19 protein-coding genes, 2 pseudogenes, 2 riboswitches and 1 other annotated feature are annotated in these 20916 nt (G+C 36.7%); of the genes and pseudogenes, 4 read left to right on the top strand and 17 right to left on the bottom strand.

Going from position 1 to position 20916, the window contains the following annotated elements:
- Nucleotides 1-279 precede the first annotated feature (279 nt).
- Both NKR74_RS07050 and NKR74_RS07045 read left to right on the top strand, forming a co-directional pair.
- Nucleotides 280-1581 carry a murein hydrolase activator EnvC family protein gene (locus NKR74_RS07050; RefSeq protein WP_253629082.1) on the top strand — a complete coding sequence of 434 codons (1302 nt, stop codon included), beginning with the start codon at nt 280-282 and terminating at the stop codon, nt 1579-1581.
- Nucleotides 1582-1730: 149 nt separating this feature from the next.
- The gene (locus tag NKR74_RS07045) at nt 1731-1898 is read left to right on the top strand and encodes a hypothetical protein (protein ID WP_176524617.1); all 168 of its coding nucleotides are present in this window, start codon (nt 1731-1733) and stop codon (nt 1896-1898) included.
- A gap of 178 nt (nt 1899-2076) precedes the next feature.
- Here NKR74_RS07045 and NKR74_RS07040 read toward each other — a convergent pair whose 3' ends face one another.
- From NKR74_RS07040 to NKR74_RS06980, 13 genes are all read right to left on the bottom strand, one after another.
- Nucleotides 2077-3420, bottom strand: coding sequence for a sodium-dependent transporter (locus NKR74_RS07040; RefSeq protein ID WP_253629081.1), 1344 nt, complete (start codon nt 3418-3420; stop codon nt 2077-2079).
- 111 nt (nt 3421-3531) lie between these two features.
- Nucleotides 3532-3776 (bottom strand) — a binding site (T-box leader).
- A gap of 54 nt (nt 3777-3830) precedes the next feature.
- Nucleotides 3831-4295, bottom strand: a complete 465-nt coding sequence (locus NKR74_RS07035; RefSeq protein WP_098309487.1) for an NUDIX domain-containing protein — start codon at nt 4293-4295, stop codon at nt 3831-3833.
- Nucleotides 4296-4362: 67 nt separating this feature from the next.
- The gene (locus NKR74_RS07030) at nt 4363-4977 is read right to left on the bottom strand and encodes an NAD(P)-binding protein (protein ID WP_253629080.1); all 615 of its coding nucleotides are present in this window, start codon (nt 4975-4977) and stop codon (nt 4363-4365) included.
- Nucleotides 4946-5704 (bottom strand): sirohydrochlorin chelatase, encoded by a 759-nt coding sequence (locus tag NKR74_RS07025; RefSeq protein WP_253629079.1) that lies wholly within the window; start codon nt 5702-5704, stop codon nt 4946-4948. The genes NKR74_RS07030 and NKR74_RS07025 overlap by 32 nt, the downstream gene beginning before the upstream one ends.
- Nucleotides 5705-5706: 2 nt before the next feature.
- Nucleotides 5707-6483 (bottom strand): uroporphyrinogen-III C-methyltransferase, encoded by a 777-nt coding sequence (gene cobA, locus NKR74_RS07020; RefSeq protein ID WP_098309490.1) that lies wholly within the window; start codon nt 6481-6483, stop codon nt 5707-5709.
- A 218-nt stretch (nt 6484-6701) separates the two neighbouring features.
- Nucleotides 6702-6914: a DUF3906 family protein gene (locus NKR74_RS07015; protein WP_098309491.1), complete on the bottom strand. Its 213-nt coding sequence runs from the start codon at nt 6912-6914 to the stop codon at nt 6702-6704.
- A 12-nt stretch (nt 6915-6926) separates the two neighbouring features.
- Nucleotides 6927-8549 (bottom strand): nitrite/sulfite reductase, encoded by a 1623-nt coding sequence (locus tag NKR74_RS07010; protein WP_253631098.1) that lies wholly within the window; start codon nt 8547-8549, stop codon nt 6927-6929.
- A 13-nt stretch (nt 8550-8562) separates the two neighbouring features.
- A complete protein-coding gene (cysC, locus tag NKR74_RS07005; protein ID WP_253629078.1) occupies nt 8563-9156 on the bottom strand; it encodes an adenylyl-sulfate kinase in 594 nt (197 codons plus the stop codon).
- Nucleotides 9157-9168: 12 nt separating this feature from the next.
- Nucleotides 9169-10305 carry a sulfate adenylyltransferase gene (gene sat, locus NKR74_RS07000; RefSeq protein ID WP_253629077.1) on the bottom strand — a complete coding sequence of 379 codons (1137 nt, stop codon included), beginning with the start codon at nt 10303-10305 and terminating at the stop codon, nt 9169-9171.
- Nucleotides 10306-10349: 44 nt separating this feature from the next.
- Entirely contained in the window at nt 10350-11054 is a 705-nt protein-coding gene (locus NKR74_RS06995; RefSeq protein ID WP_253629076.1) for a phosphoadenylyl-sulfate reductase, read from the bottom strand.
- A 91-nt stretch (nt 11055-11145) separates the two neighbouring features.
- On the bottom strand, nt 11146-11289 hold the full coding sequence (locus tag NKR74_RS06990; RefSeq protein WP_098309583.1) for a YezD family protein: 144 nt from the start codon (nt 11287-11289) through the stop codon (nt 11146-11148).
- Nucleotides 11290-11358: 69 nt separating this feature from the next.
- Nucleotides 11359-11467, bottom strand: a riboswitch (SAM riboswitch).
- Between the two features lie 126 nt (nt 11468-11593).
- Entirely contained in the window at nt 11594-12910 is a 1317-nt protein-coding gene (gene lysA, locus NKR74_RS06985; RefSeq protein WP_253629075.1) for a diaminopimelate decarboxylase, read from the bottom strand.
- A gap of 181 nt (nt 12911-13091) precedes the next feature.
- A riboswitch (Lysine riboswitch) is annotated at nt 13092-13274 on the bottom strand.
- Nucleotides 13275-13364: 90 nt separating this feature from the next.
- Complete coding sequence (locus tag NKR74_RS06980; protein WP_098309496.1) at nt 13365-13760, bottom strand: DUF3888 domain-containing protein; 396 nt, start codon at nt 13758-13760, stop codon at nt 13365-13367.
- Nucleotides 13761-13951: 191 nt separating this feature from the next.
- Here NKR74_RS06980 and NKR74_RS06975 point away from each other — a divergent pair, with 191 nt between their 5' ends.
- Both NKR74_RS06975 and pssA read left to right on the top strand, forming a co-directional pair.
- Nucleotides 13952-15838, top strand: coding sequence for an LTA synthase family protein (locus tag NKR74_RS06975; RefSeq protein WP_253629074.1), 1887 nt, complete (start codon nt 13952-13954; stop codon nt 15836-15838).
- A 386-nt stretch (nt 15839-16224) separates the two neighbouring features.
- The gene (gene pssA, locus NKR74_RS06970; protein ID WP_253629073.1) at nt 16225-16926 is read left to right on the top strand and encodes a CDP-diacylglycerol--serine O-phosphatidyltransferase; all 702 of its coding nucleotides are present in this window, start codon (nt 16225-16227) and stop codon (nt 16924-16926) included.
- A gap of 299 nt (nt 16927-17225) precedes the next feature.
- Here pssA and NKR74_RS06965 read toward each other — a convergent pair.
- From NKR74_RS06965 to NKR74_RS06955, 4 genes and pseudogenes are all read right to left on the bottom strand, one after another.
- A pseudogene (locus tag NKR74_RS06965) lies at nt 17226-17504 on the bottom strand (DUF4256 domain-containing protein); the annotation flags it as partial.
- The gene (locus NKR74_RS06960; RefSeq protein ID WP_253629072.1) at nt 17498-18904 is read right to left on the bottom strand and encodes a DJ-1/PfpI family protein; all 1407 of its coding nucleotides are present in this window, start codon (nt 18902-18904) and stop codon (nt 17498-17500) included. The pseudogene NKR74_RS06965 and the gene NKR74_RS06960, both read right to left, overlap by 7 nt.
- A 37-nt stretch (nt 18905-18941) precedes the next feature.
- Nucleotides 18942-19140, bottom strand: a pseudogene (locus NKR74_RS23905) (ATP-binding cassette domain-containing protein); the annotation flags it as partial.
- Between the two features lie 587 nt (nt 19141-19727).
- Entirely contained in the window at nt 19728-20699 is a 972-nt protein-coding gene (locus NKR74_RS06955) for an NAD(P)-dependent oxidoreductase (RefSeq protein WP_253629071.1), read from the bottom strand.
- Nucleotides 20700-20916: the final 217 nt, after the last annotated feature.

The raw sequence follows: 20916 nt of genomic DNA, 5'->3' as shown, positions 1-20916 counted from the left end.
TAAATAAATTTTCCTCTATGCAAATTTTTTTCTTGACAAAAATAAATCCAATGTCAGAAAACCTCACATGAGAACGATTCCTTCCTTTCTTATTTCTCGATATATGTTAGTTCCTAATATAAGCAAATTTTTATAGTAGAGACAAACGATTTATACAAGATTTCTTGTGTTTTTCGACATTTAATAACAATTACTTAAATTTTTTTTACATTATCATTACAACAATAGACATTTTTCTCCTTCCTGTGATTATATAGAATAGGGAAAGGGGATAGACAGATGAACAAAAAAATAACAGCGTTTAGTTTACTGACAGCCGGCTCTATTTTCGTTTCTCCATTGCTTTCACCAGTATATGCGGAGACGAGTCAAGATAAATTATCTAATATTCAATCACAATTAGAAGGTAAACAACAAGAAATACATACGAAATCAACTGAAAAAGAACAAATCGAAAAAGAAATACAAGATTTACAGAAAAAAATCGATGAATTAACTGCTTCTATTAATAAAAATGAAGCAGATTTAAACGCAACAAAAGCTGAAATCGAAAAAACACAAAACAGTATTGATGAGAAAAAGAAACATATTGAAGAACTACAGAAAAAAATCGATACACGTCAAGAAGTAATTAAGCAGAGATTACAGTCCATGCAAGAGCAACCACGTACAAATTTAATTACAGAAGTATTAATTAACACGAACAATATCGCTGAACTAATAGAAAATATGTATTCTGTAAGTGTAATTTTAAATAATGATACAGATATCGTAAAACAGCAAACTCAAGATCAAGAAACTGTTAAAAAAGAAAAAGAAGCGATTGAAAAAAAAGAAACACAACTTAAGGAATCTGAACAAACATTACAGAAACAACAGCAAGAACTACAAGCAAATCAGCAACAACAGCAAGCATTAATTACCGATTTACACGAAAAAGCTTCAAAGATAGATTCTGAGATGGAAAGTTTAGAAGAATCAAAGACTATTTTAGAAAACCAACGTCAAGCTGTTCAAAATGCAGTTGAAGAGGAAAAACGTGCAGAAGAAGCGAAAAAGGCTGAAGAAGCGAAAAAGGCTGAAGAAGCAAAAAAAGCTGAAGAACAAAAACGATCTCAGCAATCCGCTCCTTCAGTGCAATCCGCTCCTTCAGCGCAAAGCCAACCTGCACCTCAAGCGAAAAATACTGGCGGTTTTATTAAACCAGCAGCTGGTAGATTTTCTTCTGGATTTAATGATCCATCACGTGATCGTCATAAAGGACTTGATATTGCAGCTCCTGGAACCGTACCAATCGTCGCTGCAGCCGATGGAGTTGTTATTCGCTCCGATTTCTCTAGTAGCTACGGAAATGTTGTATACTTATCGCATCGTATGAACGGTCAAACATATACAACTGTTTATGCTCATATGAGTAGCCGCTCTGTTTCAGTTGGACAAAAAGTAACACAAGGCCAGCAACTCGGTTTTATGGGAAATACAGGTGATTCACAAGGACAACACTTGCACTTCGAACTACACATCGGTGAGTGGAATCAAGCAAAATCAAATGCTGTAGATCCAGCTCCTTATATTAAATAAAAAACTCGGCAATTGCCGAGTTTTTTATTTATGGAAAACAAGTGAATCTCATCTTTCACATGCACTTCTTATATATATTTTATGATTTTTAACACCTTCTAGGCATTACACATACAATAACATAAAAGCTTTTTTGAGGAGGTCTACACATGAATCAAGAATCACAAGCAGTTGCAGTATTACAAGAAGCCAAAGAGACATTTATAGGCCGAATATTTTCAGTAGTTGGATCCGGTATCTTTTTTATTGGTTCCTTCATCGCAGCGGTTGTAGCTTTTAAAACATATACTCGTCTATTACAAACTTCTACATCATAATAAAGTGAAACTTCCATCAGTGACGCTTTTCTCACTGATAGAAAGCTCTCACCAATCGGGCGAATCCCAGCAGTTATCCCCCACCTCTCTTCTTTGTTTTTTCTGAATCTTGCGGTGGGGTCTTACTGCCCACGAATAGCGGGATAAAAAACGGAGAATATTCTCCGTTTTTTATTAACTAAAGTACACCAATAACGTTTAAAAAGACAAGAAGAACCGTAATCGGAATAACGTAACGAAGCAAGAAAAACCATACATGAAATAATAGTTTCCCTCTTGTTTCTTTGACTTCTAATTCTTGCATTATCAACTCTTTCTTCATTTTATTTGGTACAAAGAGCGAAATTGCTAGCACACCAAGTGGAAGTAATACGTTACTCACCGAAAAATCTAATAGATCAAAAACTGTCTTTCCAAATAGCTTTACATCGCTCATAATCCCAAAAGATAATGCCGCTGGAATTCCAACTACAAAAATAAGTAATCCAATTAAGAGCGATGCTGATGGACGCTTCTTTTCATCCTCTTTGGCCACGGAAGCAACAACAATTTCGAGCATAGAAATTGCTGATGTAAGCGTTGCAAAGAAAAACAAAATTAAGAATAAAACAAAGAAAAAATGCCCGAAAGGAATTTTTCCAAACACAGCTGGAAGAACGATAAATAGTAATCCCGGTCCTTCTGTTGGACTGACACCTAACGCAAAAATCGCTGGAAAAATTGCTAACCCTGCAAGTACAGTAATAAAAACTGTTAAGCTTGTAATCGATATTGCTGATTTTGCTAAATGTTCTTCTTTTTTCAAATAGGAGCTGTATGTAACCATAACAGAAGCTCCAACTGTTAATGAAAAGAATGATTGCCCCATCGCATATAAAATTGTTTTTGCTGTTAATTTCGAGAAATCTGGTTTTAAGAAAAATTTAACCCCTTCCCATGCTCCGTCCAGTGTAAGAGAACGAACAATAATTGCAAGAAACAGAACAAATAATAGCGGCATCATATACTTACTTGCTTTTTCAATTCCTTTTTCTACACCTTTACTTACTATAAAAATTGTGCAAAGCATAAAAATAAATTGTGCTCCAATCGCACTTACTGGATTTGAGATTGTTTCTCCAAACAATTTTGCGTAATCAACGGCATTCCCCCATAATCCACCTGTTACACTATAAAACAAATAAAGTAAAATCCAGCCCCCTACAACGCTATAAAATGCTAAAACACAAAAACATGTCACAACCCCCATGCGGCCGATCCATGGATATAATTTATTATTTGGTACTAATACTTTATATGCTGTCACTGCTTCTTTTTGCGTACTGCGACCGATCACAAATTCCGCCACTAAAAGCGGCAGACCGATAAAAACTGTCATGAATAAAAAGACAAGGAAAAAGGCTCCTCCTCCACTATTTCCGGCAACATACGGAAACTTCCAAATTGCCCCAAGTCCAACTGCTGCCCCGGCTGCTGCGAGTATAAAACCAATTTTCGACGTCCATTGCTGTGTTTCTTTCATTTTCACTTCTCCTGATCTGAATATTTCCATTTTTTTCATTCATATGCTTTCAGTTCATACTCGCCCACCTCCTTTAGAAAATAAAAAAGTCCCCTACACGCTATGATGCATGTAGAGGACGATATATGTAATATAATACCGTGGTACCACCTCAATTGGATAAATTATCCCACTTTTCAGGTACAGGAATGCTTCCGATACCTTATCCTTGTAACGGCGGAACCCGGGTTGCCTACTATCAATTCAACATACCTCTCGCAAGCCCATTCTGTATATTTTATCGTACCGGGCTCACACCTTTTCCCAGCTCTCTGAACGCTTCAAATATACGTACTCTTCTTGCTCATTGATTTCATGTATTGAAGTCAACTGTGATTATAGAGGAGATTTCTGTATTTGTAAAGGACAAATTAATTTACATCTCCTAAATATACTTCCGTCTTTTCACGATGAATAAAATGTTGTTGCAATCGCACACGTAGTATTTGCGGATAGAGGCGATACTGTGTAATGTTACGTAGCGGCAACCACTCTATTCCAATTTGATTTGTATCTAACTCTGTTGCTCGTTCTACATTCGGTTCACTAAGAAGTGTACATGAGAACATATATTCAATTTGATGAATATCAAAATCAAACACGGCATATTCATGATTTTTACCTATATATTCTCTAATAAACAATAACTCATTTGGTTTAACTTCCGCACCGATCTCCTCTATACACTCTCGTTTTACCGTTTCCGTAAATGTTTCACCCGGTTCTTGACCACCGCCAGCCAGTGTATAATATTCCCCATATTGGTCACGCTTTTTAATTGCCAAAAAATGATCATCCCGTACAATTAATGCTTTTACTGAATTTCTGATTTTCATATCTCTTCTCCCCCTTTTCAGTAATGCATTCTTTATTTTATTCAAAAGAGGGAAATGTTACAAACTATCAAAATACTAGCTTTTCATCTAACGAATAGAAAAATTTTTCTCGTTGCTGTGCATTTTGTACATAAACAGACTTAAGTACTTCCTGTAACACAGCATTCTGCGTCTTCTTATCTACTTGTAACTGCTTCACTTTCATACGTACTTCATATAAGAAATTCACATATTCCTCATAACTATCATCATATTTCCCTGCAATTTCATCACGAACTTTTTTTGCAAGCTTTGGGCTTGCCCCCCCAGTAGATACAGCAATATTTAATTTCCCACGATGAATAGCTGCCGGAAAATGAACATTACCACTCTCAGGATTTGTAATTACATTTACAAGTTGATTTGGCGCTGCGTCATTTGCAATTCTCTCATTTAATAGTGCATCACTCGTTGCAGCAACGACTAAAAATGCATCTGCAAGATCACTTGCTTCATATTCTTTTTGAAACCAGCGAATTTTTTCTTCTTCTACAAGCTGAACTAAACTTTTATCAAGTTTTCTACTAATTACAATAATACTGGCTTCTTCTTGCAATAAAGGTGCAATCTTAAATGCTGCGACTCGTCCACCGCCAATGAAAACAACACGTTTATTCTTGATTCGCACTGTTAATGGGTACATATACACTCCCCCTTATCATTTCTTCTGTACATTTTATTAGCATGTCTTGAAAAGCCTGGTTTTTGCTTAAATACGGACATAATACAATGTGAGAATGGTTGTTTTTCCGAACCGCTTTTTCAATTCTCTTCATTAACAATCCTGTGAACAAAAGATACGGAAGGATAACAATAGGGGCGTTCGTTGTTTGGACAAGTTCATGTAACTTCTCTTCAAATTGTGGCTTGGCCGCTGCTAAATAACATACTTCGACCTTTGCTACTTCATCTGCCGTTTCAAATAATGACGCAATGTCCCTTACATCTCTTAACGTTTCTTCATCACTACTCCCTCTTGCTACAAGTAAAAGGGTAACTCGTTTGCCAATCGCTTTCATTCCGCTACCATTTAGAACTGCCGTAACAAGTTCACGAGAAACGCCAAACGGATTTCCATATAAAAATGACACATGAGGATACTGATTTTGTAACCGTTCTAACTCCTCAGGAATATCTTTTTTCACATGAACCGCCGCCAATAAAAAGACAGGGACAATCACAATTTCAGTTGCCCCTTTTTGCACACAAGTTGTAATCCCCTCAGCGATAGAAGGTGGTGCTAATTCTAAAAAACATATTTGTTGAATAGGAGCCGATACACGTTCCATACACGATGTAACAAAAGCAGCCGCTTCTTCACGTGCTTCCTGCAAACGACTGCCATGACAAATATATAATACTGCTTTCATAATTAAAGTACTCCGCTGAGTGGATATGAATGTTCAAGCGTTTGTTCAAACCAATGAATTTTCTCACGGAAGCGTACAACTTCACCAATTACAATCATACTTGGATTTTGAATTTGCTCATTTTCTGCTACAGATACAATACTTCCTAATGTTCCTGTAATTGTACGCTGAGATACTGTTGTCCCCCACTCGATCATCGCCACTGGTGTATGTTCACTTTTTCCATATTTTAAAAGCTGTTCACATATATAAGAAAGGTTGCTTACCCCCATATAAACAGCAAGCGTATCCACACCTTTCGCTAAGTTTTCCCACTTCACTTCTTCCTCTGCACCTTCTTTCCGGTGCCCTGTTACAACCGCAAAACTTGTACTAGCGTCTCGGTGTGTAACAGGGATTCCTGCATACGCAGAAGCTGCAATACCAGCTGTAATGCCTGGAACAACTTCAAATGGAATACCATGTTTCACCAATGCTTCCGCTTCTTCTCCACCTCTTCCAAACACAAAAGGATCTCCGCCTTTTAGACGCGTCACAATCTTTCCTTTCTTTGCATATTTCACTAGAAAAGCATGAATCGTTTCTTGCTTCATTGTGTGATAGTTCGGAAGTTTCCCGCAGTAAATTAAATCCGCTTCTGGCTTTGCATAAGAAAGTAACTCTTTATTCACAAGACGATCATATAAAATGACATCTGCTCGTTGAATACATTTTACTCCTTTAACAGAAATTAAATCTGGATCCCCAGGTCCTGCACCAACAATGTACACCTTTCCCATACTTTCTCCCCATTTCTTTTATAATGTGAACCTTCTATAAATGGATTTTTCCCCCACATCCCATTAACCGGACCGATCAGGATTTTATGAGCATTTTTTCTTTATGACATGCTTAACATCAACCAAATAATAAAGTGAAACTTCCATCAGTGAGGGGGGCTTCATCCCCATCTAATGGAAGTCTACAAATCTTCATCTTACTGCCTGTTAGCATTGTATTAAGTCGTTTCCTGTTCATGCAAAACAAAGGCTGCACCCTTTCGAATTTTCTTTTTTTCATATAAAGAAATCTCTTTCACTTCCGGTAAAGGTAAAAAATATTTTTCAAGTTCTATTTCAACGAGACGAAATGCTTGCTCTTCACTTTGTGCAACAACGACTACAGGAACAACGCCATTTGCTAAAACAGCTTCAAAACGATATAAGTCCATATTGTTCCCCTCCTAAGATGCAATCACTTCTTCTAAAATCGTATTTAATGCTTCTTGTAAATCCGTTATTCCAATACGACCAACAAACTCATAAAATGTTTCACTAGGAAGTTTATTTTCTTTAAAATATGTTAAAAACGCAACGAGAACATGCGGCAAATCTTCACCATCAATTTTCCCTTTTAGCTTTTCATTATAAGTACCGCCGTCTAGTAACGTTCCACCTACATAAATTTCAAAAGCTTCAACAATTCCTTTTTCTTTCGTTTTCATTTTGACACCTTGCAACCCAATATCAGCAATTTGTCTTTGTCCGCAAGAATTTGGACAACCGATCATATGAATACGAACTGGTACATCTAATACAAGCTGTGTATCTAAATAATCCGCAATATTGCGTAATCTTTCTTTTGTTTCCACTAATGCCAAGTTACAGTATTCAATACCTGTGCAAGAAACTGCATAGCCGATAAATGACTTTGGTTTTGCAGAGATTGCTTCCAATAACGGTTCTTGCAATAGGACATCAATATTTTCTTTCGGTACATTCGGAATAATAAAGTTTTGCGAATTACATGTACGAATTTCACCGTTTCCATACTGTTTTGCAATTCTAGCAATCTCATACATTTCTTCTGCATGCAGGCGACCAACTGGTACATTAAAACCAACATAGTATAAATCATCTTGCTTTTGCTTATGAACACCGTAAAAATAACCAGCATTCCAACCCTTTAGGGCACTTTCTCCTCTATCATGTAAAGTTCCTGTGTATTGTAATAACTGTTCTCTAAATTTTTCTGGTCCCCAATCTGCAACAAGAAATTTTAGACGAGCAAGATGACGCTTTTCACGATATCCAAAATCACGGAAAATGGTTGCGACGGCAATTGCTACATCTTTCACTTGCTCCGGTAAAATAAATACATCTAGTTCTTCTGCTAAATATGGACGTGCTGATAAACCGCCACCTACTTTTAGATGAAAACCAATGACTGTTTCTCCGTTAATTTCTTTCGTTGCAGGTGTAAATGCTACGCAGTTAATCTCAGCATTTGCTGAATTGTACACATTCGAACTAATCGACATTTTAAATTTGCGAGGTAAATTTGAAAACTCTTCATTATGCTGAAAATATTCATATACTTCCTGTACAATTACTTGTGTATCAAACAATTCATTTTCATCAATTCCAGCAAGTGGATTCCCTGTAATATTACGTGTAATATCACCGCATGCACCGGCTGTGGATAACCCTACTTTCTCTAGCCGCTGCAGAATATCTGGAATTTGCTCAATTTGCAGCCAATGAAACTGAATAGCTTGACGCGTTGTAATATCAAGCACATCACGGCCGTAATCTTCAGCGATAGAAGCAAGAGTTTCCACCTGTTCGTTTGTTATAATTCCAGATGGTATATTTACACGCATCATGAAATATCCCGCCTCTTTTGGGCGCTGCAAATATAAACCTGCCCACTTAAAAGAATCCCATTCTTCTTTCGGAATAGACGAAAATCCATGCTCAGCATAATACGGAATATCTTTAAAAACTTCTAAACCGTCTTTTTCCAATTTCTTTTTTTCAGTTGCATTTAGCTTTTCATTGTTTGCCCATGCTTTTTCATAACTCATCATGTATCTCCTCCTAGATAAAGCTTCGTTCTTGCAAATAAGCAATAATTTGATCTGCACATTGTTCAATAGAATAGCGATGCGTTTCCACAATAACTTCAGCTTGAATGGGCTCTTCATAAGGAGAATCAATTCCCGTAAACTGCTTAATCTCCCCGCTTCTTGCTTTTTTATAAAGTCCTTTCGGATCACGCTTTTCACACTCTTCAATCGGACACTTTACGAACACTTCAACAAACTCACCTTGTTCTAATATGTCACGCACTTGCTGACGATCTTCACGAAACGGTGAAATAAACGCTGTTAATACAATTGTTCCATTATCAACAAATAATTTCGCTACTTCACCGATGCGGCGAATATTTTCTGTGCGATCACCTTCCGAAAATCCTAAATCTTTATTTAAACCGTGACGGATATTATCTCCGTCTAACACATAATTACTAATTTTCTTATCAAATAACTTGCGAGCTACTACATTTGCCACCGTTGATTTACCAGAAGCCGACAATCCTGTAAACCAAAGAACAAAGCTATGATTTTTGTTTTGCTTTCGGCGTTCTTCCTTTGAAACAGATGCTGTATGCCAAGTAATATTTGTTCCCATCTTTTTCTCCCCTTACTTTGTCACAACTTCTTTTTGCAAACCACGAATTAAGACTTCTACGACTTCTTTACGGCTAAATGTACTTGGTGGCAGTTCTCCATTTCGCAAGAGCTCTCTTACCTTTGTACCTGATAAAATGACATGATCTTCTTTTCCGTGCGGACATGTTTTCGTTGATGCCATTCCCTCACATTTCGCACAATAAAAACTATGTTCAAAAAAGAGGGGTGTAATTCCTAATTCTTCTATTGTAAAGTTCGTAAAAATTTCCTGCGCTTCATACGTACCATAATAATTTCCAACACCAGCGTGATCACGGCCAACAATAAAATGCGTACACCCAAAGTTTCTTCTTACAAGTGCATGGAAAATTGCTTCACGCGGCCCAGCATATCGCATCGCTGCTGGAAATACTGCTAAAAAGACACGATCTTTTGGATAGTAGTTTTCTAGAAGTACTTCGTAACTTTCCATTCGAACATCAGCTGGAATATCATCTGACTTCGTTTCTCCAACAAGCGGGTTTAAAAACAGGCCGTCAACAATTTCAAGCGCCGCTTTTTGAATATATTCATGTGCGCGATGAACTGGATTTCTTGTTTGAAAACCAACGATTGTTTTCCAATCACGCCGTGCAAACTCTGCTCGCGTTTCATTTGGATCTAAATGATAAGCGGCAAATTTTTCTTTTCCAATCCGTTTCACAAGCGTAATTGGTCCTCCCACGTATATATCCGGACGATCGTATAATTTTTTAACACCCGGATGTGCTTCTTCTACCGTTTTATAGACAAGCAACGCCTCCTTTTCTTTATCAGGCGCATAAATCTCTTGAACTTGAATCACGCCGTAAGTTACACCTTCTTTTACAAGTCGAACTTCTTCCCCCACTTTTAATTCCTTCGCTTTTTCTTCTGTTATAGGTAATGTAATTGGAATGCTCCATACATCTCCATCTGCTAATCGCATTGTTTCTACTACTGATACATAATCATTCTTTCCTAAAAAGCCAGTAAGTGGACTATATCCACCGATCGCAATGAGTTCTAAATCACTTAATGCAATTCCATCTAACTCAATTTCTTTTACAATATGTGCTGTTTCATATGTTTCATCAATTCGATTGACTAATATTTTTGTATCACTCATTTTCTTTTTCTCCTTCTTTATCAAGTATTAACGAATAGTAGTCTTCATTGATAATGAAGACCACATTCTGTTTTCAAATTCCCGGCCCAGCGCCCATCTCTCGAATCTCCACCCTCTTGTACCTGCACGGTACATGTTTCACATCCGATGCTCGGATACCCAATATCATGGAGTGGGTTGTACGGCAAATTATGCTTGTATACATAGCGCCATACTTCTTTCCAAGTCCAATGAATAAGCGGACAAATTTTAACAGATTGAAAGCGATGATCTCGATTGACAAACTGCGTATGTTTTCGCGTTTCAGACTGTTCTCTTCTTAAACCTGATATCCATGCTTTCCTACCTGTTAGCGCTTCTTCTAACGGCTTAATTTTCCTTAATTGACAACAAAGATTTGGATTATGTTTCCATAATTGATCACCATGCTCTTTTGCTTGTTCCTCAAGTGTAAGTGCCGGCTGCTTTTCAATAATATTCAACTTAGGAAATCGTTCTCGAACTTTTTTGATCAAATCATATGTTTCTTGAAAATGAACATTTGTATCTAAAAATACAACCTTTGCAGATGGATTTACTTGGTTAATTACGTGCAATAAAACCATTCCTTCTATCCCAAAGCTGCATGCATAAACAATATCGTCCTCATAATGTTCATACGCCCAGCGTACTGCTGCCAAAGCGCCTTTCGTTTCGTCGTCTTCCTGAAATGAAACAAAATTATCTTGCCAAGTTTCATACGTTAACATCGTTTTCTCCCTTCACGACGCCCATACAAAAAGGCGACCTTAACCTATAGAAATAGATTAAGACCGCCTCTAGTTTTTCTAGTCAGCGTGCTTATTTTAAGCGTACTTTTTCACTTTTTTCAAGCTGAATCACTTTGCCATCTTGCACAACAATTGTAATAGAACCATATTTCATATCAGCAAGCATAGATTGAATCTTACTTGCTACTTCTTCAAATTGTCCGCGTACTCCCACGAACAGCCCCCCTTTTTTTCATAAAAAAAATCTTTCCCATTTCGAAAAGACTGTTCCGGTAACGTATCTACCTTATCTTCCAAAATGGATGCCATTTTGCTGGAAGTAGCACCTTACTCCTATAAAGTAGGTTGCCGGGCTTCTTCGGGCCAGTTCCCTCCGCCACTCTTGATAAGAATTATATTTGTATTTTATCACAATTCTGATTTTTTTCAATCCTAGTTTTCCGATAAATTTTATTTTTTTTGACAAAGAAGGAGCTGTTCACCTAAACAACTCCCACTTCAACTAAACGAGGACGTATTTATACAAGTTCCTTCACACGTATGCGATCGTTCTCAATAATATTTTCATACGATTCTCTCTCTACAACAACTTGTGATTTTCCGTTTTTTGCAAACACAACTGCTGGACGACGAATACGGTTATAATTATTTGCCATCGAATAACCATATGCCCCTGTACAAGAAATAGCTAAGAGATCACAAGAAACAACTTTTGGAAGCTCTACATCCCAAATGAGCATATCCCCACTTTCACAACATTTTCCCGCAATTGAAACAACCTCTTCGGCAGATTCATTCGCACGATTTGCTAGCAATGCTTCATAACGAGCTCCATAAAGTGCTGGACGAAGATTATCTGTCATACCTCCATCAACCGATACATATTTACGGATACCTGGAATATCTTTAATCGCTCCAACTGTATACAGCGTTGTTCCTGCATCTCCAACAATACTACGGCCTGGTTCTACCCAAATTTCTGGAAGGGGGTATTCGCATACTGTAAACTGCTCACGTACCGCAGCTGTCACAGCTTTCACATATTCACCAAGAGCAAGAGGTGTGTCCCCTTCCGTATAGCGAATTCCAAAACCGCCTCCTACATTTAATACTGGGGCTACATAGTTCATTTCTTTTCTCACTGTTTCCAAGAAGTTGCGAAGCACTTCAATTGCACGAATAAACCCTGCCGTCTCAAAAATTTGCGATCCGATATGAGAATGAATTCCTAATACACGATAGTTTGATTTTTCTAATGCACTTTTTACCGCTTGTGATGCATGCCCTGTTGAAATACCGAAACCAAACTTAGAATCATCTTGACCTGTTGTAATATATTCATGTGTATGCGCTTCTACTCCCGGCGTCACACGCAGCAAGATATTCACAACTTGCCCGTATTCTTTCGCTAAATCATGCAATACCTCTAGTTCAAAAAAATTATCTACAACAAAGCAGCCAATATTAGCTTCTAATGCCATTCTTATTTCTTCTTCTGTTTTATTATTACCATGAAAATGGATGCGCTCTGCTGGAAATCCCGCTTGCATCGCCGTATATAGCTCTCCGCTAGACACAACATCTAGCGACATATTTTCTTCGGCAGCTAACCTGCACATTTCCATGCACAAGAACGCTTTGCTTGCATATGCTACTTGATAAGAGAACCCACTTTCTCTAAAAGCACGATGAAATGCACGACATTTCTCACGAATTGCTGCTTCATCGTAAACATAAAGTGGTGTCCCATATGCTCTTGTAAGTTCAGTAGCATCGCATCCTCCAATTTCTAAGTGTCCTTGCTCATTAATGCGGCTTGTGCCGTGTAAATACATGTGAATTCCTCCCTTGTTTTCGCAAAACCCTCTATTACATTTCTTATTTATTACTATTATTCCTAATTTAGATAAACAAAAAACGCGCGGAACAATGTTCACACGCGTTTCTTATTAGAAGAATTTATGCCGAAAAAATAAACGTATTGTTATTTTCTCAAATAAGAAACCGCATCAAACATCTCCTAATAGCTCTCCATAAGCAAAATACTTATGACAGTACTACATTTATTCAATGCAGTCCCAATATATGAATGAAGTGGTGATTCATATATTTCGGCGATAACCCCTTTCAACCTATGATCATGAATACCACTTTATTTCCCATAGTTTACTTTTGATTACCGCGGCCTCTACCTTCGAGTGTAGATGAGGTAAGTCTATTTAATTTTCAAGCATCTTTTTGTTGCTATTAACAATATCAAATGATTAATTTATTTGTCAAACACTTTTTTCAAATCGGTTTACGGCAATTAATTTTCGTATCATCTGGTAAGCGCTTTACATCTATATTTTTCACAGTCCATTCACCACTATCATTTTCAAATGTAATCGTTACTTTTTCAAATGGCGGAAGCTTTCTCCCACCTGTTCCTGGCTCATATTTAATCATTTCGATAGATGTCCGAAACAAATATGTACCGCTGTACATTTTTTTCATACTAACAATTTTAGGGCACTCATACGGCTTTTGTTTTCCATAATGTTTTTGAATTGCTTCATTTATTCTCGGAAACAGCACGGAATAAAGTGCATCTTCTAGTAATAATGGCTCATGCTCAGCAGAGAAAGAAGCTGGATTTCCAAGTAAAATGAAACAACTTAATATAAAACAACATATTTTCTTCATAGTACTCCTCCATCTATCAATCAATGTCTTTATTTTATCCTTCTCTTCTTTTTCTATCCAATTGTTAGAAAATCATCCACAATTCCGCTATGTTTTTATATAATAGTACACATAGTAAAAAACATATAAATATGTAGCCTGTCATATACATAAAAGAGGCGGTTACTTGTAGGTAGTAGGAGGAGCCCGTTATGATACAACGTTTGTTTCCAAAAGTACGATTTGCTCTCGTGGCTGTCGTCTTATTGTGGATTAAAACATATATTGTATACAAATTAGCTTTTGATATGAAAATTGATAACGCTTTCGAACAAATTATGTTGTTCTTTAATCCATTAGCTTCATTATTATTATTTTTCGGTTTCGCTTTATTAGCAACAAAACATCGAAACCGAATCATTATCAGTATTAGTATCGTGCTATCCTTTATTTTATTTGGCAATGCTATGTTTTACGGATTTTACGATGATTTTGTAACATTCCCTGTATTATTTCAAACAAATAATATGGCTGATTTAGGGACAAGTATTAAAGAACTATTTACATATAAAACACTTCTTTTATTTGCTGATGTAATTATTTTAGCCATTTTATCTCGTAAATTCCCTAATTTTTGTGATACTACTCCTCTATCTCGGCAAGAGAAACGAACGTTTTTTAGTGGTGTAACAGCAGCATTAGCTTTGCAAATGGTTGTTTCAGTTATTTATAAACCACAACTTTTTTCACATTCATTTGATCGCCAAACGGTTGTGAAAAATCTTGGTTTGTATACTTATCATGTTTATGATATTGCACTGCAATCGAAATCTTCTGCTCAGCGTGTTTTTGCAAGCGGAGATAGCTTTTCTGAAATTGATAACTACGTAAAAACAAAGGATAGACAAAAAAACAAAGAGTTGTTCGGCGTGGCAAAAGGTAAAAATGTTATTTTAATTTCAATGGAGTCCACACAAAGTTTTGTCATCAATCAAAAAATAAATGGAAAAGAAATTACACCATTTTTAAATGACTTCATTAAAGACAGCTATTATTTCGATAACTTTTATCATCAAACTGGACAAGGGAAAACATCGGATGCCGAGTTTATTATTGAAAACTCCTTATACCCGCTTGATCGTGGCTCTGTTTTCTTTACACATGCTAATAATGAATATACAGCCACACCAGAGCAACTCAAAAAATATGGATATTACTCTGCTGTATTTCATTCAAATGATAAAACATTTTGGAATCGTGATTTGATGTATCCTGCACTCGGATATGATCGTTATTTTAATTTACAAGACTATACAGGTACAGAACAAATGTCTGTTGGTTGGGGATTAAAAGATAAAGAATTCTTTGAACAATCTATTTCAAAATTAAAATCTTTACCACAGCCGTTCTATACGAAATTCATTACATTAACAAATCATTTTCCTTTTTTGCTACAACCGGAGGATCAATCCATTGATGAATACAATTCAGAAAGCGACGTTGTAAATCGTTATTTTCCAACTGTACGTTATACAGATGAAGCACTGAAACATTTTATTGAACAATTAAAAAAAGAAGGCTTATACGACAATTCTATTATCATGATCTACGGAGATCATTATGGTATTTCTGAAAATCATAATGCTGCTATGGCACAATTTGTTGGAAAAGAAACACTTACTCCTTTTGATATGATGCAGTTGCAAAGGGTACCGCTCATCATACATATTCCTGGTCAGAAAGGAAAAATCATTTCAAAAGTTTCTGGACAAATTGATGTAAAACCGACGCTTCTTCATTTACTCGGTGTGAAAACAAACAACTCTATTGAATTTGGCACAGATTTATTTGAAACAAACGATGAACCACTTGTGGTTATGCGTGACGGTAGTTTCGTAACAAATGATTATATGTATACAAAAAATGTATGCTATAACAAAAAAACTGGTGAGCCAACTGATATTAACATTTGTCAACCATATATCGAAAAGGCAAAAACAGAATTGAATTACTCTGATAAACTCATTTACGGTGATTTGTTACGATTTGACCCGCATAATAAATATAAGACTGGTACGATGATAACGAAATTTGAATAAGGTGAAATTTTAATCAGATAGGGGTTTTCCATCCTCCACCTAGCTTCTTTGTTTTCTCTAAATATTGATGTGGTTGTAGGTTTTACTTCCTATTGATACAGAATAACGAACTAACCTCGAATTATGACAATTCGAGGTTTATTTTTAACGTAATATGTCCTTTATTTCTCCAAAAAGCAGGTTGTATTATATACTTTATTCATTCCAACAACATAATGGATTTCCTTGATTAATACTTCCGGTTTTACAACAAATGAAAATCCAATGAAATCTTTCTCAAAACGAAGAATTTTTTCATACTAGCACAGGAAATTTATGTTATGATAAAAAGGATAAACTTCCATAAACTAATCAAGAATCTATAAAAGAAAGCAAGGGATCAGATTTTGTACAGAGCAGCCATTCCAAACTTATTTACGCTCGGAAATTTATATAGTGGATTTCTATCCATCGGCTACGCTTCATTAGGATACTACAAATCAGCGGCAATTTTAGTTTTAATCGGAATGATGCTAGATAGCCTTGATGGAAGAATCGCACGCTTACTTCGTGTCGATTCACAACTCGGAAAAGAACTTGATTCATTAGCAGACGTAGTTACATTTGGTGCTGCACCCGCTGTATTGATGTATTACACATCCTTCTCTAATTACGGTATTATCGGATTATACATAGCAGGACTTTTCCCTCTATTTGGAGCATACAGATTAGCTCGCTTCAATGTCACACCATCATCAACATCAATGAAATACTTTACTGGTGTACCAATTACAGCTGCAGGCGGTATCGTTGCCTTCTTAACGTTATTTTCACATGTGATTCCAAAAATAGTACTTATTACAGTATTCGTGGCATTTGCATTTCTTATGGTTAGTCGTATTCGTATTCCAAGCATGAAAGATGTACCCATTCCAAAATATAGTATTATCGTAACACTCTTTTTAATTGGGATTATTTATACGATGTATAAAACGAGCTTTGGTAATATTTCAATTTTTCTATTCATTGCTATTCCGCTCTATATTTTGTTTATGCTGTCACAATTTCTGAGACAACGACCGGCACAAAAGAAGCGAGCAAACAAATAGCAAAAAAGAATCCTTCCTGTCATAAGGAAGGATTCTTTTTTTATCCCGCATTAACAGCTGTAAGAGCCCGATTCGATTGGGCGGGCTGTACACAAATAATAAAGTTGTTATAAAAATTTTCAAGACTTAAATCGTAAAAAGTCATAAAAAATAAGGGGTGATACATATTATACATGACTAATATGTATCATCCCTTTTACTTTTTGTTTCATAATCGCGCCCGATAGTTGAAGAATGAAATTAAAACTTTTCCCTAGGTGATCCGTTCTCAAATTCAAATTTAGCTGTCTGTGCAAAATTTAGACCATTAGCGAGCCACGAAAACCCCTGGCAGCATAGTAGGATTCTGCTCCATTGTGATACACGAAGACGTGACCGAAGCGACGATCGCAAAAAAGTGCACCGCCGAGTTCTCTAATATCAGTGGGTGTTTGCACCCAACTCAACGTTTTCATATCAAAATTTTCAAGTTTCTGCAACGCTCGATATTGTTCTTCAGTCAAAAGTTCTATGCCCATAAAAGTTGCCATATCAATAGCGTTATTTTCAGGTTTATGTTTTTCTCTTGACTCTAGCGCTTAGGAAATTCCATTGAGGTATTAATTACTTTGGGAGTTCTCTTCTTCATAATGAATCGTCTGTCTATATAGAAAGCTACCAAAAGAGCCAGTAAACCGGTTAAAATCATATCGCTGTATGTTCCAAGCGGAAGCGGTTTGCCTTCAAGATGGATACCATTTGCACGATATTCAAATCGTTTTACAGCGTGCTTGGCAGTTAAAAGGTCTTCTTGTTTAGCTAAGTCTTCCAATGGCGCTTCGAATACATATCTGTTTGGTGAATCACTATGAATAAAGAGGGTCTCTTTAGCATTACCCTTTTCACCCCAAAGTTTTACATCTGTTGCCGTTAGTGACTTTGCGTCGCCACCTGGTATGATCATTTTGTCTAATTTTGGAGCATTAGATATTTGATGCCTAGCCAGTATATTAAGATGATGTTTCGTAGTAATTGGTGTATCCGAACTAGAAACGGTGAAGACTTGTGTCGTTCCGGTGTCTCCATAAGAATCAAATATAGAAGATAAAGCTATTTCATCCATATCTTTATACAGAAGTACCCCCATTTGTTTCTTATTCCAATGGAATCCAAGATTTAGCCAATATGTTGCAAGTTTTATATCCACGTAAAAAGGGTGGTCCACCTTTGGATTTTGAACGAAGTGATAAGAAGGATAACTAATTTCCTTAGATATTTTTGCAGCCACGGGTTCTCCTAGTTTCTGAGATATTAGGTGAAGTACTGCATCGATACCTGCGCTTTGACCGGCTGAAGTTAAGGTATTTCCTTCGTGAACATACCTCACATCCTCTTTCCAATGTGTATCAGGATATTGCTTCATTAATATGGGTAGGAATTGCCAGTGTGAGGTGGCTGACTTCCCTTTTAATAAACCTGCATCGGCAAGATTCTTTGACCCACCACAAATGCTGAAAAAAGTGGTGGTTTTACTGCTGGAATGTTGTTGAATCCATTCGCGAGTTGGTTGATATTTCTGTTCATTTACTCCGGGCATATAAGGGACCACAATAATATCTGGACTTTTATTTAATAGGTTATTCAGTTCTTTATAAGAGTAATGTGGTATTACATCCAGTCCGCCTGATAAGGACTTCACGTTTTTGTCCGGTGCAACGGCGTATACATTGTAGGCATCCGTCATAGAAAACAGTGTGTATGGAATGAGAAAATCGAAATCTTCAGTTGGTATTGATGAATCGGCCATCACAACTGCCACAGTAGGTTTATTGGGGTCATACTCAGGGACTTTCACTCCTTGTAGCGAAGGAACTGGCTCATGGCGGACGTTTGAGTAAAAATCTTTTTGATGACGATTAAAGCCATAGAACCAGATCCCCCCAAAAAACATAATAAAAATTAATACATAAACAGCTAAACGTAAGAATAACTTCTTCATTTTTTTCCTCCTCGTAATTTTATACACACTACCATCCGCCATCAATCAAAATCTTGCCAGGCTTCGGCAAATCAAGCCCTCCTAGTAGTTGCAGCAAGGTGCTCTATCCCGCCCCCGCTCGGACCCATAATCGCAACGAATTAACCTTTCCGGATGCGAACGTTGTTATTCTTTAACGCAACTTAATCTCCCGATTCCAATGAATAGACTTTTGATACATTCTGAACAAAAGTCATGTATTTCACTTCCAAAATGTGCTACTTGTTATCTCCCCTCACATTGTACTGAATTTGAATTGGTAAAAACCGCACACTTTGCGGAGTATCACGCAAAATTTCGTGATACCCCTGTAAGGTATATGTTCTATCTTGGTTTCATATTACTTTTTTCCAAGGATTTCATAATTGTGCTAGAGCTTAATTTTTATATTAGACTTCAGACTTAGCTGGTTTCAAACCACAAAAATGGCAGAGACTGAAATAGTCTCTGCCAAATATATTTCTTTAAAAACCGATATTAAGTTAAAAGAAATAGACAGTAAACTTGAATAATAAATAATTACTTCGCTTTTTGTGTCAAATATGACTTAAAGTGGGAGAATTTTCTCCTCCCCCTTCAACTAAACTGCCCGTTAGTTTGAGTGAAACCTTCACAATCTCTACTCTATATTTCAACATAAATATCCAGTTTTATTGAAAACGTTCCTCAACAATCTGGCCCGATTGTTGACTTCTAAGAATAAAATTTGACAATTTTATTCTCTTTACACACCAGCTCTCCATCAGTGGGGACGAAGAAAATTCCCACTGATGGAAGTTTCACTTTATTTCATTATAAGTTCTTTTTTATACACTGGAGTTAATGGCTCATTTCCTTCTAACACCGCTAAAATATTACGTACGGCCATTTCTGCCATTGCATCACGTGTTTCAATCGTTGCATTTCCAATATGAGGTGTTAACACAACGTTTGTTAATCCTTTTAATTTTTCTGTAATTTTCGGTTCAAACTCGAACACATCAAGTGCTGCTCCTTCAATTTCCTTTGTTTCTAAAGCATAAGCAAGCGCGGATTCATTCATAATGGGACCACGTGCCGCATTAATAATATAAGCAGTTTGTTTCATCATTCTAAACTGTTCTTCATCAATCATATGATGCAACTTTGGATTATACGCACAGTTAATCGTAATAAAATCTGCTGTTTGTAATAGTTCTTCTAGCGTTACATATGTTGCCTCTAATTCTTGCTCCGCCTCATACTTACGACTTGGCCCTGTATACACGATATTCATACCAAATGCTTTTGCTCGTTTTGCTACTGCTTTTCCAATTTCTCCAAGACCAATAATACCAATTGTTTTACCGTATACTTCACGCCCTAAGAAAAAGAGCGGTGCCCAGCCATTAAAACCAACTGTACGACATAGCGTATCGCCTTCTGGAATACGGCGCGCTGCCGCTAATAAGATAGCAAACGTTAGCTCTGCTGTTGCCTCTGTTGAAACTTTTGGCGTGTTTGTTACCGCTATGTCTTTTTCCACTGCATATTTATAATCAATATTGTCATACCCAGCACCGTAGTTTGCAATAATTTTCAAATTCGGTGCTGCATCGATGACTTCTTTCGGAACTTTTGTTGAAAGTAAGCTTAATAATGCCTCCTTATCTTGTACACGTTTCACTAGTTCTTCTGTGCCAATTAACTCTTCCTTATCATACATTTCCACTTCATGACCTCGTAACAACTGTAGTCCGATTTTTGGAATTTGTCCTGCTACTAAAATTTTCGCCATAATTAAGCATCCTTTCCTTTTAACATAAAATGAAACTTCTATTAGTGAAAGCTTTATCATCTTGGTCTTCTCTGAATCTTGAAGTGAGAGGTCTTACTGCCCGCGAATAGTAAAATAAACGCTTTCAATATTATTGTAAGAAATTCCATCGAAAAAAGACAAGGAATTTAATTGTTCTTGTAATCTTTCTTTACAAAATCATGAAAAAGAGACTGAA

This window comes from Bacillus sp. 3103sda1 (genome assembly GCF_024159135.1).
In the GTDB taxonomy this organism is placed as follows: Bacteria; Bacillota; Bacilli; order Bacillales; family Bacillaceae_G; genus Bacillus_A; species Bacillus_A rhizoplanae.
The sequence above is the reverse complement of the archived record's forward strand: the minus strand, read 5'-3'. Positions and strand labels throughout refer to the sequence as shown.